This window comes from Nostoc sp. DSM 114159 (genome assembly GCF_053470285.1).
Genome location: NZ_JBPFEH010000001.1, coordinates 1164097 through 1177104, shown reverse-complemented (window position 1 = coordinate 1177104; position 13008 = coordinate 1164097). Strand labels below are relative to the sequence as shown.

Here is a 13008-nt window from a genome sequence, read left to right as displayed (position 1 = left end):
CAAGCTTTTTGCCGTTTTCTATCCGTCGAACTCACGTTATCTTAATGGAGCAAGAGGACTCCCGTTACAGTCGCAGACTTAACGGGAGACGGCAGTTGCTTTATGCCGGGGAACCCGTCCACCGCACTGCCTCATGAATTGCGACCAATATGAAACAGAGCGCAGCGAATCATTGTTTTGGTTGTTCAAGGGTTCTCAACGTAATTTTTTAATTGCTCAACTGTGACACCACCACAACTAGCCACAAAATACGCACCAGTCCAAAAGTAGGGCTTGTTGTAAAAGTATTTTTTAGCCAACCAAGGAAATTCTTTACGTATTAACCTGCTACTCACTGTTTTGATATTTCCAATCAATGTTGAGAGGGGTTTATCAGGTTTGTAGTCAATTAATATGTGAACGCGATCTGGTTCACCGTTAAACTCTAACAGTTCACAATCCCATTTTTTAAGGGTATCCGTGATTATTTCTTTTAACCTGTTTAGGATTTCTGCATTAATAGCTTTTCTGCGGTACTTCACGACTAGAACGATATGAGCGTTAAGTCTGTAAACAGACCTAAAACTATTATCGTACATATATTGACAGGGTATGCGGTAAGTAGTATATTATCACGTCAGTTGTTCATGGGGGAAACCACGCCAGATGCTCCACTTGGGGAAACCCCAAGACCGCACTGGCTCCCCAAGACCACACTGCCTCACAATAGTTTCTCAATGTTGTATTGATGTTAGATGTATTGAAAGTCAGAATTTACCCCAACAGAGAACAGGAAATATCCTTGGCTAAAAGCTTTGGATGTTCCCGCTTTGTTTGGAATTTCTACCTCAATAAAACCAATACTCAATACGAAGAAACGGGTAAGGGCATGACTTATTGCCAGATGGCTAAAGACCTTACCCAATTGAAAAAACTAGTTGATTATGAATGGTTGCAAGAACCAACTGCTGCCGTTCTACAACAATCACTCAAGAATCTGGAAACTGCGTTTAAAAACTTTTTTGCAAAGCGCACTGGATTCCCAAAATTTAAGAGCAAACATTCCAAGCAATCAATTCGATTTCCTGAAAGTTGTTCAATTAAGAATGGTGGATTAAAACTCCCTAAACTTGGTATTGTTAAAGCGAGTCTTTCAAAGAATGTTAATGGCAAGATTAAATCTGTAACTGTTTCTAAAACAAGTTCAGATAAATATTTTGCTGCCATCTTATTCGAGACTGAAGATTTAGCAGTTAATAAAGAAGGCAAGATATCAGGAATTGATTTAGGATTAGCCAGTTTAATAACTGTATTTGATGGTGAAACCTGTTATAAAGTTGACCCAATCAAGCCTACTAGAAAGTATGCTAAACGACTACGAATTAGGCAGAAAGCTTTGTCTCGTAAAGTGAAGGGATCTAACAATAGGCGAAAAGCAGTTAAAGTAGTTGCCAAAGTTCACGAAAAAATATCTAATACTAGGCAAGATTTTCTCCATAAACTCTCACGAAAGTTAGTTGACGATCGCCAAGTTATAGTAGCTGAAAACCTCTGTATTAAAGGATTGGCACGTACCAAATTAGCTAAGTCAATACATGATGCTGGTTTTGGTATGTTGCTTAACTTCATCAGCTACAAACTAGAAAGAGAGGGAGGTAAATTTGTTCAAGTTGACAGATTCTTTCCTAGCTCAAAACTTTGTTCATGTTGCGGCCATAAAAATGATTTACTGAATTTGAGTATCCGTGAGTGGATTTGTTTAGGTTGTCAAACAACTCATGATAGGGATGAAAATGCCTCACAGAATTTGAGAGCGGAAGGGATAAGAATACTAGCAACAAATACTGCTGGGCAAGCAGAAATTCAAGCTTGTGGAGAAACAGTAAGACTCGTTGGTACTTGTACCAAAAAGCGTGTTTCTGAGAAACAAGAATCTCCCGCTACATTGCGTTAGCAATTAGCGGTGAGAGTGTCAACACTTGACTCCAGCATCTGTCACCCTGCTGTTTGTTAGCCAAATTAGCGGCTACATTTTGGCGGCATTCATTAGCAGTCTGGTGAGTAGCCGTTTGGGGTTAGCACGAATGCTATTGATTGCTGCGGTTGCGCTGACAATATGTGTTAGAAACTGGTGTTGTTATATATTATTAGTGTTTAATACTGAATTCTCAAAAAAAAGTTTGATATTACTGCCAGTTTGCACTGTTTTGTTACTTAACTACTATATATAAGATGCCTGATACTTCTAACTCACCCGTAAACCGCAAGTCCAGTGTAACTGAGCAAACGCTATCACTTAATGATCGCCAGATTCGCTACACTGCTTTTGCAGAATGGCAAACCTTGTTTGAGAATGAAAAACCCGTTGCGGAAATGTTCCATGTGGCTTATTTAGCCGAGGTTGAACAAGCCACGCTACGACCGCTTACTTTCGTCTTCAATGGCGGTCCAGGAGCAGCTTCTGCTTATCTGCACATGGGAGCATTAGGGCCAAAGCGCGTTTGTTTCGGATCTGATGGTAGCCTACCTAAACCTCCAGTTCGGGTAGTGGACAATGTTGAAAGTTGGTTAAGCTTTACAGACCTGGTGTTCATCGACCCAATTGGCACAGGCTTTAGTCGTAGTTTACCTCAAGATGATAAGGATACCAAGCAGAGCGAGAAAGCTAATTCTGGTGAGGCAGACAAACCCAAGGAAACAGAATTTTGGGAAGTTGAGCGAGACTTGAAAGCGCTGGGAGAATTCATTGGACGATTTCTCTCTGGTCATCAGCGATGGCTGTCCCCGATCTTTATTGCCGGAGAAAGTTATGGCGGCTTTCGGGTTGCTAGGTTAGCCCGCAAGCTGCAACAGGAATTTGGTGTCGGTCTTTGCGGTGCTATTGTGATTTCTCCTGCTTTGGAGTTCAGCCTGCTGGCTGGTAGCGATTACAACCTTACCGCTTGGGCAACCCTGATTCCTTCCTTTGCGGCTAGTGCCGCTCATCATAACCGCGTCCAATGGGTAGCAGAACAAGGGAATTTACAAGCTCATATAGCAGCAGCAGAACAATTTGCTCGCACAACCTTGATTCCACTTCTGGCAATGGGAGATACCATGACACCCGATGAGCGCCAAATTGCCTATCAGCAGATGGCAGGGTTAATCGGCTTGCCCGTAGAACTGGTTGAAAGACTTGCAGGAAGGATTGGCATTGAAGTCTTTGCCAGGGAACTGCTGCGAGATCAACAGCGAATTGTAGGACTTTACGACGCGTCAATTACGGCTATCGATCCTTTTCCGGGCCGCGTGAATTATGAGGGCAGCGATCCGACTCTTGATGGATTAGATCGCTTGTTTACCGGGGCAATCAATAGCCACTTGCGGGACACGTTAGGTGTTGAAACCGACTTATCTTACCATCTGCTGAATTTGGAAACATTCAAAGCTTGGAAATTTGAGCTCAAAGGCGAGTTCAAGCAGGGTTTTCTAGGTTCGGTGGACGATCTGCGCGTCGGGATGGCTTTGAACCCCTATATGCAAGTGTACATCGCTCATGGATTGTTCGATTTGGTCACTCCTTATTTTGCCTCAAAGCATCTAGCAGATATGATGAAATTAAATCCCCAGATTCGCCCCAATCTGACTGTAAAACATTTTCAAGGTGGGCATATGTTTTACACTTGGGATGAATCGCGCTGTTTATGGTTGGCTCAGATGAAAGCTTTCTACCACAATGCAACAGCCTGACTTGAGGAGAGAAAGTTCACATAAAACAGACTTATCTAACCAAGATAGAAGTCAGCATTTTCTAACCACTGCCGTTTCATATTTCTCAAGATAATTATAATTTCCGATAATTTAGAAACTGAAAAATATGTTGAGATGTCATTTGTGGCTGTTCAATTTGGGGTGTATGACCGCAATTTTTCAGCTTGATTAACCGAGAATTGGCAATATCTTGATGGAACTTTTCTGCATCTTTTAGTGGAAGCATATCATCAGTCTCTCCCCATAAAATCAGTGTTGATTTGTCAAGTAGGGAAATTGAATCCGCCAATTCACTATAACCTCCGCTTTTCACATAAGAAATCATAGCTTCATGCCAACCAATCATTTCTTGATGCAGCATCGCACATTGAATAGCTAACAAGACTTTTGGCTCTAAATTAGGTAAAATACTACCGATATTTAATGCCCAGATGTGTCGTTGATGTAGATATTCTACAGCTAAAGAATTAAAAGGAGGAAATAAGTATTTGCTCCAAGTAGGGGCATAAGTATAACCCAAACTATTAATCAATACGAGTGCTTTTACAACTTCCGGATAAGTGAGAGTAAAGTCAATCGCAGTAGCACCTCCCATTGATGCACCCACTAGTACGATAGGTTGATTGATTAAAGTTTTCCAAAATTTGTAAAGATGAATTTTGATGCTATTTGGACTATATTGGATTTGTTTTTGTCTTTGTGTAAAGCCAAAACCCAATAAATCTACTGCCCATGTTTCATTTTGAGTAGCAAGTAATGGCAACAGCAGACGAAACTCTAAAATCGAACTGTCGAAGCCGTGCAGCAGTAAAATTGGTGTGATTCCCGAACCTTTGTGAATGTAGGTTGTCAAGATTGGCTCTTGACTAAGAGAAGTTGTCAAGGCAATTCTTTCAATACTTTTAACAAAAGCGATCGCCTCTATGTCTTTGAGTTGGTTAACTTGTGATGGCAGAAAACTGGGGAACATTATATTTATTCATAAAATGCGTTATGGCTCTATCCTCTAAACTATGCTAAATCAGAATAAATTACGAGAGAAAGCATACTAGAGAAGAGTTTGAGCTACTTTCCGAATAAAAAAAATGCCTTTTTGCTTGAGTTCTTTGGCTAGTAAGGGTTTCAAGCTAATTGAAGCTTAAATTAGCATAATAGAAACGATATAGCTTGGGTTATTCACAGACTTCACCTGATGTAGAATCAGCACTTGTCTTTGATAAAAAGTTTAAGTAAACTTAATGCTAGCGATCGCAATGCAATTTTTATGCTCCAATACTTGATCGGGCATTGCAGAATCAAGAAAAGATTTAGCAATTTATAAAATTCTCCTATCTTCCTAAATTCATCCTACTATTGTGCAACGCCCGATTTGAGATAACTACTGTATCTACAGAGATTGCGAATTCAATACAGGTAAATTCTCATGCAGTTGCAACAAAAACAAGTCAATCCAAACAAGCAACGCCTTGAATGCGTGATTTGTGATTATCGCATTGACCCAAAAGATGAATCTGCATTTTCTACGTTCCCCTGTAATGTTAGAGCCTTTATGGGTGAAAAGTTCAAGGTTTGGAGATGTCCCGATTGCAAGACGATTCATTGTCTAGATGTCGTGGATCTCGACCATTACTACGCAAAATATCCTCTTGCTCAAGCTAAATTAACACAGGGATATCGGATTTTGTGTAGCAATGTATGTCGTCAGTTGATTAAGCATGGGTTTTCTAAGACTCACTCTTTGCTCGATTATGGTTGTGGCGGTAACGGTCTGTTTGTACAATATTTCCGAGAACGTGGCTTTAGTAATACCTACGGTTATGACCCTTACGCATCCGAAGACAGCTTTGGCGATCCAGCAGTTCTTGGGCATGGGCTATTTGATTATATCTTGCTCCATGAGGTCATCGAACACGTTGAAGACCCTAATATACTACTAAGCAAGTTAAATAGCCTGTTGTCTCCTAGTGGTTATATTTTGATCGCCACACCTAACGCTGCTAATATCAACCTCAACCGATCTGACTTAGCCGATCATTATAACCCTGTCCATGTCCCTTACCACATTCATATATACACTCATGAAATTCTCGAATCTTTAGGCACAAGTCAGGGATGGGAGCCTGTAGATTTCATTGAGCGCCGATTTGGTGATACACGCTGGTTCGGCTTTAATGTTCGAGCTTGGAACGCTTACGTAAGGCTGTTTGATGGTTCATTAGACATTCTTCTTGAGCCGCTCCAAATAGCGAAAGCATTAAGCTCTTATCAATTGCTTTTTTACGCTATTTTTGGCTATTGGCTAAGTTTTCGGTGTGGGATGGGCATCATGTTCCGCAAATGTGTTTAATCAAGTAATCGCTTGAAGTTGTATAAATATGCAGGAATACGCAATGTTGTTGAGACAGCAAAAAACTGGATATGGTAAAGAACGAATACAGGCATTGTATTTACTCAAAACGCGACAGGTAGAAACGGTACAGCACTTAGCAGTAGTGCTAGGTAGAGGACGTATAACGGTGCAGAGGTGGTTAAAACTCGAAAGAGTTGGTGGATTAAGCACCCTGCTTGAACTTCGTAAAAGTCCAGGACGACCAAAAACCATTTCCCTGGAGGTGCGAATCGCACATTAAAGAAGAACTAAAAGACTCACAAGGATTTCAAAGCTATGAGGAAGTGCGTAGATGTTAACAGAAGTTGCGATCGCAACTATTGAATTACCGATTTTCCTCAACTGAGGCGCTTAGTGACTTTAGTCATGTTTAAGTGATGACATTTGCTAGATATCTTTTCTTGATTATGCAGAATATATTGGCAATATACAAGTTAAGTAAAACAAGGATTAAAGGATATATGAACCGCTTAAAATCTATTCTTCTTGGTGGTTTATTAGCTTCTGTTTCAATTGCTGCTCTTTCAACTCATGCTAATGCTTCTGTTGTAAATTTTCGCAATGAACATTTAAATATTAATACTATTGCTTTTAATAACACTAAACTAATTCGTGAGCGTCAACTGCATGAACAGCAGGTTCGTGAACAAAAGGCTCGTGAATTACGTGAACGCCAAGCTCGTGAACAAAAGGCTCGTGAATTGCGTGAGCGTCAAGCTCGTGAACAAAAAGCTCGTGAATTGCGTGAGCGCCAAGCTCGTGAACAAAAAGCTCGTGAATTGCGTGAGCGCCAAGCTCGTCTTCATCACTAAAATTTGAATTTTTACTCGTTCTGCGGTAAGCCAAGCTATGCCGTAGGCTTATCGCCCCACCCAATCCAGCGAACGCGAGTAGCGTCTCGTAAAGTAGAGAGGAAATCCAAGCGACATCAATCGTCGTAGACATCGTATACAAAAAAGCCCAGTCATCTCATAACTGGGCTTTTAGCTATCTCAATCAATTATTGGAGGTAGAATAGTTTTCTCACAACCAATTAGGCAGCAGGAAGTTCAAGATTAACCTTGACAACTTTGTTCTTTTCTTGCTCAGTTTTAGGCAGTGTCAGATTCAAAATGCCGTCTTTATAATCTGCGGTGACATTGGTATTTTGAATTCGAGCAGATAGAGGAATTACACGTTGGAATTTACCGTAGTAAAATTCACTTCTTGTAGTGCCATTGTTTTCAGTTTTAGTTTGGGACTTGTGCTCACCGCTAATGTGAACAGCATCTTGGGTGACTTGAATATCTAGGTCTTTAGCCTCTAGTCCTGGTAGTTCTAGCAATAGAAGAATCGCATCATCAGTTTCGTGCAACTCAGCCGCCGGAACTTTGATAAAATCTCTATCAAGCCGTGCAGATGGGACTTTGGTATCTCCCAATAAACCGTTGATGTGACGTTCAAAAGCGTTCAATTCTTGCCAAGGATTGTAACGAACTAGTGCCATAACTCTTTCTCGCATTAATTAGCTCTGTTTAATCGTTTTTGCACTTGTTTTTGTGCTTATGTATTCATAATAAGTATGCTTAAAACTCATGTAAATTCGGTTATCCTCACCTAATTAAATGATGATTACCGCACTAAATTAAACAGAAGAAAAGATTACGGTTTCCTTTCATTTATGAGTACGGTAAACCAGAATAATAACTATCAATATCACTAAAAATTAACTAATTAATCTGCTGTTAAAGGGCATGGTGCAGTTAGAGAATTACTTACTTTTTCATAACTAACTAAATGGTTGTAGAACTTACGCATTGACAGAAAATTGGTATTATGCAATCTGGATCAACTTCTGTGATAGGTGTTCTAAAATAAAGTCACGGGCTACTTGAAGAGATAAATTTCTTTGGAGTTCGTACCAATTTTCTATTAACTCTTCTGCTCGCATTAATTCTAGCTGTGTAAAAGCTCGAATTGCGCTAAAAAAATGAGTTCTGATGGCCTCAGTTGTCCTCACCATAAATTTACCAACACCACAAACTTGTTTAATAGCTCTGTGGTAACACTCAATACCCCAATGTATTGAGTGTAATTCTTTGAAGTCTGCTCTAGAAATTGATAAAAGTGCATCTTTTTCAGGAATATACATAATGTAATATCTGTAAGCTTCGTTTTTGAAACTTCTGCGAAATACCTTTACCTGACCAAAGTTTTTTAGATACACTACTAAACCAACTTCTGGAATTTCTAAGTTTTGGACTTGAGTATAATTTTTCCCATCGACTGAACATGAACGATTTTTAGCTACTCCTGTTAAAAACCTTAATTCCTTGTCTTTAAAGAACTTGAGGTTTTTCTGACTGGAGTACCAACTATCAGTAGTCACTGTTTTTGGACTAAGACCCCAATCCAAAACCTCAGCAATCATTTCTTGCAAATAATCATTTTTAGTCTTTCCATCCTGTTTGTTATAAATGCGATAATTTACTGGCACAGACTTAAAAGATACATCCGTGTAATACAAGGTAATTAATTGAATTCCTTTAACGGCACGATGGTGTCTACCTGAGTAATAGTAACCAATTAATTCCGTTATTTTTGGATTGCTATGAGGCTTATCAATTACTGTATCGTCACCACTTAAAGTACCTCCAATTAAGTTGATGTGTGGTTTGATTTCTTCAAATAAATCCTTGGGTTCGTACTGCTCACGCAGCAAAAATCTATTGACGCTATCATGAGACAAATTTTTCATTATCTGCGCCAAACGTTGGCAACCTGAATACTTTGATTCTGCTAGCAAGAACAAAGTGTAAGTGTTGAGGTCACACTTGGCAGTGGATGGTTTTGTAATTGCTCTGATTGTCCGAACCCTAAACACAAACAGGTAAATTATCTGTTTTTCATGCCTCTATTAACTAGCGATCGCTGGTATTTTTCTACATTTTCGTTATACACTTTTTGTTCCACTTGTCAATGCGTAAGTTCTATGGTTATGGACTGCGGTAAATCACTTTCGTGAAGGGATTCTAGCTTGGGTTTTGGGAGATCATAGCGCCGAAACATTTAAACCTTTATGGGAGATTGTTTGCTGTTGGCAATGTTATTTCTACGTGACAGATGGATAGAAAGTTTATGCCAGTTTTATTGAACCAGGAGACCATATTGTCAGCAAAACATATATGACTAGGGTAGAAGGTGAAAATACTCGTTTACGTCATTATCTGGCACGACTACATCGAAAAACATTATGCTATAGCAAATCTGTAGATATGCTCAAATACTCGATTCGATTGTTACTTCACTACCTAAAGTATAGAGACATACCTGTATTTAGCTGAATCATCCCGCATTTATGCAACGCCGAAATTAACTCTTGCAGGACTCTTGTGTAGACACAACCATCCAACAACAATTCTTTTACCACCTTGAGTCAGAACTTATAAAGTGATTTAAAGCACAATGTAACAACTATTCATAGCCAGCAAAAAAGATTGCTCTCAAGAATTTTACGCTGCCCTCAATCAAGCGAACGCGAGTAGCGTCTCGTAGAGAGGAAAATAGAGCGTTGGCGAAGCCCGCCGTAGGCATCGCCAACACCTTCACTTTCCTTTTTTTCCTCTAAGAAATTTTGGGGTATCCATTAATACAAGCGGTTAGCGCTCAGAGGACATCAAAGAATTATGGTCTTTGATATTCAATCCGCACTTGCTTAATGTCAAGAAGCTCAGATTCTAAAAATACGAGTTTTTCTACTTGCTGTAATCCCACATTTTCAAACTGTTTGAGTTCCGAGTCTGATAATGGCCAAGGTGGACCATCCGGTTCAGCTTCTGTATCTCGAACACGAGTAATCAGCAAAAGTGTACCACCAGGAGCAACAAGCGAGGCAACTGAGGAGATAACCAAAGAACGCACATTCAACGGCAAAGCTTGAATATTACGACATTCAAAAACAAAGTCAAAAGCTTGATGCCATTGTGAGGGAATTGCTAACAAATCTGCAACTACATAGCTGACAGTCGAATCTGGGAATCGCTCTTGACACCAAGCGATCGCTGTCGGTGAAATATCAAAAGCTGTTACCTCAAATCCTAGATTTGCTAAAGCTTCAGCATCATCTCCCAAACCACAACCAATGACTAGCGCCTTTTGCCCAGAAGCGAACGGTTCATGATTCGTCAACCAATTTTGTAGATAAGGATGAGGAGCTAACTTTGCCCAAGGAATTTTTGCTGTATCACCTTTAGCTTCGGTATATAACACCTCAAACCATGCCGATGGTTCTGATTTTTGTACAGCTTCAGTAGCTAACTGTTTAACATAAAATCGTAAATCTTCAGGTTGCTGTTCAAACATAAAAACTGACATTATTAACAATTGTGCAAAATTTCTGAATCCCCTAAGTATTGTAGATGAAGAAAAGCGATACTTACGGTTCAAGATGCCTACGCTTCACTCTCTTACACTTAGATTCTTCAAATCAACATTACACTAATCCAGAAGATAGATACATTTTTGAAAAGTTGAAGCACACTTGTAAGAGCAACTTTAACTATTCAATAATGGTATGACGATGTGGCTAAAATATGGTGTAAATGAAGAAGGTATCTTGATATGTATTGAAGATATCAACAGGGGGAAGACTTCACTTAAGTGTCCTTACTGTAATGGTGGTCTAACGGCTAAAAAAGGCAAGGTCAAAGAGCATCATTTTGCTCATAATGACCAAACTTGCCGCCCCATAGCTAACCGAGAGTTCCCCACTCTGCCCAGGGCAAACGCATCTAAATATTGACAAAGTGGTAGGTAAGGTGTGTACAAAGTAGTACAGATAAACTAGATGAGGGGATCTGGAGCGATCGCTCACTTTCGAGGAGATAAGGAATCGAACTTTGATGGTAAAGTCATTGTAAAAGTAGAACAAAGCCCAAGGAAGGCGTGAAACTGAAGGAAAATCTAAGGGCTTTCTGAGGAAATTGTGCTGGATTCGCAGGAGTTGTTGAGTCGCGATCGCATCTTAATGAGCCTGTTCAACTACATTCCTCATCTATCTCACAAAAAATTATGAGTTTATTTAAAAGGAATCATAGCCAAACCCTTTGACCCGCTGACATTGCACCGGGCGATCGGATCTGCTTTGAATTGGGAGCTAGGCACCTAGTAAATAGGGTTGTGTCGTACTCGTGACACAACCCCCATTGTTTATTCTTAACGCCAGTTTGCTCGCCCAGCTTTCTGTGGGCGAAGGACAGGTGTTGCTTAACAAATTATCTGAGTCGTTAACAAATTAACTGCGTTGAAGGGTAAGGGGTTGGAAGCCAATAGCCCCGAAGCATTCCAGCAATGAGACAGTTCTGAGACGATCGATATCATCAGCAATTCTCAGGTTGCCTCACTGGAATTTCAGGTACTCTGTCCTGGCTTGAGTACGACCTTGATGCAGCGATCCTTTTTGTGCTTAAAGATCTCGTAACCATCCGGGGCTTGATCCAGCGGCAGGCGATGAGTGATCACAAAGGAAGGATCAATCTCGCCATTTTGGATGCGATCGAGCAGCAGTCCCATATAGCGATGAACGTGTGTTTGTCCAGTCTTAAAGGTCAAAGCTTTATTCATTGCAGCACCCATTGGAATCTTGTCTGCAAATCCAGCAAATACACCTGGAATCGATACCGTGCCCCCTTTGCGACAGGCAACGATCGCTTGTCTGAGTGCGTGCGGGCGATCGGTTTCTAACCGTACAGCTTGTTTCGCTTTGTCATAAAATCCTTCTAGACCCAAACCGTGAGATTCCATGCCCACGGCATCCATGACTGAATCGGAACCGCGTCCGCCAGTCATTTCTTTGAGGGCTTCACCCACATCGACTTTTTCAAAGTTGAGCGTTTCTGCCCCACCCTTTTCTGCCATCTCCAGGCGTTCAGGAATGCGATCGATAGCGATGACACGTCCAGCACCCAGCATATAGGCACTGCGAATGGCAAATTGAGCTACGGGACCACAGCCCCAAATGGCAACAATATCACCCGGCTTAATATCGCAGTTTTCTGCTGCCATATAGCCAGTGGGAAAGATGTCTGAAAGGAACAGTACTTGTTCGTCTGCTAATCCATTTGGAATCTTGAATAGACCAACATCAGCATGGGGAACGCGGGCATACTCGGCTTGACCGCCTGCATAGCCTCCTAGCATATGGGAGTAGCCAAAAATGCCGGAGGGTGAATATCCCATAAGCGCTTCTGCCATAAAGGCATTGGGATTGGTGTTGTCGCAGAGAGATGTAAGCGTTTGTTTGCAGAAGAAACAGTGACCGCAGGCGATCGGGAATGGATTGACGACGCGATATCGCCCACCTTAATCCGCTTGACTTCACTACCGACTTCAACAACTTCTCCCATAAATTCATGCCCGAGAATGTCGCCCTGCTCCATCGTCGGAATGAATCCATCGTAGAGGTGTAAATCAGACCCACAAATTGCGGTTGACGTAATTTTGATAACGGCATCTCGTGGGTTAATAATTTTGGGATCGGGGACCGTGTCAACTCCCACTTTATTAGCCCCTTGCCAGCAAACTGCTCTCATAGTTTTTTCCTCTCTTGCTTATCTTGCTAAATTTGCTTTTATGGCACTTTATTGAAACTCTAGAAGGAAAATCTAAGGGCTTTCTGAGGAAATTATGGTGAATTCGCAGGAGTTGTTGAGTCGCGATCGCATCTTAATGAGCCTGTTCAACTACACGCCTCATCTATCTCACAAAAAATTCCGAGTTTATTTAAAATGAAAGCAGTGTAGCTTTCGCATTTTGGGTTTTATAAGCACTTAACCAGACACGATATTGGTAGTAACCTATCTTTAGAACGGAGAGTAGAACAGAGTTGTAGCCTGGTGATTCTAATCGCTCAG

Annotated in this window: 11 protein-coding genes and 2 pseudogenes; 7 read left to right on the top strand and 6 right to left on the bottom strand. The window is 40.8% G+C overall.

Going from position 1 to position 13008, the window contains the following annotated elements; genetic code table 11:
- Positions 1-185: 185 nt before the first annotated feature.
- On the bottom strand, positions 186-578 hold the full coding sequence (tnpA, locus tag ACR5KR_RS04730) for an IS200/IS605 family transposase (protein WP_445627553.1): 393 nt from the start codon (positions 576-578) through the stop codon (positions 186-188).
- 149 nt (positions 579-727) lie between these two features.
- On the opposite strand from tnpA, the gene ACR5KR_RS04725 reads away from it, so the two are divergent.
- Together ACR5KR_RS04725 and ACR5KR_RS04720 are read left to right on the top strand one after the other, a co-directional pair.
- On the top strand, positions 728-1933 hold the full coding sequence (locus ACR5KR_RS04725) for an RNA-guided endonuclease InsQ/TnpB family protein (RefSeq protein WP_448265661.1): 1206 nt from the start codon (positions 728-730) through the stop codon (positions 1931-1933).
- A 278-nt stretch (positions 1934-2211) separates the two neighbouring features.
- Positions 2212-3708 carry a S10 family peptidase gene (locus ACR5KR_RS04720; RefSeq protein ID WP_448265660.1) on the top strand — a complete coding sequence of 499 codons (1497 nt, stop codon included), beginning with the start codon at positions 2212-2214 and terminating at the stop codon, positions 3706-3708.
- A 94-nt stretch (positions 3709-3802) separates the two neighbouring features.
- On the opposite strand, the gene ACR5KR_RS04715 is transcribed toward ACR5KR_RS04720, so the two are convergent.
- A complete protein-coding gene (locus tag ACR5KR_RS04715; RefSeq protein WP_448265659.1) occupies positions 3803-4699 on the bottom strand; it encodes an alpha/beta fold hydrolase in 897 nt (298 codons plus the stop codon).
- A gap of 453 nt (positions 4700-5152) precedes the next feature.
- Between ACR5KR_RS04715 and ACR5KR_RS04710 the strand changes: the two genes are divergently transcribed.
- The 3 genes from ACR5KR_RS04710 (at position 5153) to ACR5KR_RS04700 (ending at position 6930) form a co-directional block, all read left to right on the top strand.
- Positions 5153-6076, top strand: a complete 924-nt coding sequence (locus ACR5KR_RS04710; RefSeq protein WP_445627559.1) for a methyltransferase domain-containing protein — start codon at positions 5153-5155, stop codon at positions 6074-6076.
- A gap of 43 nt (positions 6077-6119) precedes the next feature.
- The gene (locus ACR5KR_RS04705) at positions 6120-6359 is read left to right on the top strand and encodes a helix-turn-helix domain-containing protein (protein ID WP_448265658.1); all 240 of its coding nucleotides are present in this window, start codon (positions 6120-6122) and stop codon (positions 6357-6359) included.
- A 136-nt stretch (positions 6360-6495) separates the two neighbouring features.
- Complete coding sequence (locus tag ACR5KR_RS04700; protein ID WP_448265657.1) at positions 6496-6930, top strand: hypothetical protein; 435 nt, start codon at positions 6496-6498, stop codon at positions 6928-6930.
- 221 nt (positions 6931-7151) lie between these two features.
- Here the strand turns inward: ACR5KR_RS04700 and ACR5KR_RS04695 are convergent, their stop codons facing one another.
- Together ACR5KR_RS04695 and ACR5KR_RS04690 are read right to left on the bottom strand one after the other, a co-directional pair.
- A complete protein-coding gene (locus ACR5KR_RS04695; protein WP_448265656.1) occupies positions 7152-7604 on the bottom strand; it encodes an Hsp20/alpha crystallin family protein in 453 nt (150 codons plus the stop codon).
- Between the two features lie 327 nt (positions 7605-7931).
- Positions 7932-8963 (bottom strand): IS701 family transposase, encoded by a 1032-nt coding sequence (locus ACR5KR_RS04690; RefSeq protein WP_448270056.1) that lies wholly within the window; start codon positions 8961-8963, stop codon positions 7932-7934.
- A gap of 124 nt (positions 8964-9087) precedes the next feature.
- Between ACR5KR_RS04690 and ACR5KR_RS04685 the strand changes: the two are divergent.
- Positions 9088-9441, top strand: a pseudogene (locus ACR5KR_RS04685) (IS1 family transposase); the annotation flags it as partial.
- Positions 9442-9781: 340 nt separating this feature from the next.
- On the opposite strand, the gene ACR5KR_RS04680 reads toward ACR5KR_RS04685, so the two are convergent.
- Positions 9782-10459, bottom strand: a complete 678-nt coding sequence (locus ACR5KR_RS04680; protein ID WP_445632173.1) for a class I SAM-dependent methyltransferase — start codon at positions 10457-10459, stop codon at positions 9782-9784.
- A gap of 211 nt (positions 10460-10670) precedes the next feature.
- Here ACR5KR_RS04680 and ACR5KR_RS04675 point away from each other — a divergent pair, with 211 nt between their 5' ends.
- On the top strand, positions 10671-10898 hold the full coding sequence (locus ACR5KR_RS04675; protein ID WP_448265655.1) for a competence protein CoiA family protein: 228 nt from the start codon (positions 10671-10673) through the stop codon (positions 10896-10898).
- 608 nt (positions 10899-11506) lie between these two features.
- Here the strand turns inward: ACR5KR_RS04675 and ACR5KR_RS04670 are convergent.
- Positions 11507-12687 (bottom strand): annotated as a pseudogene (locus tag ACR5KR_RS04670) (zinc-dependent alcohol dehydrogenase).
- Positions 12688-13008: the final 321 nt, after the last annotated feature.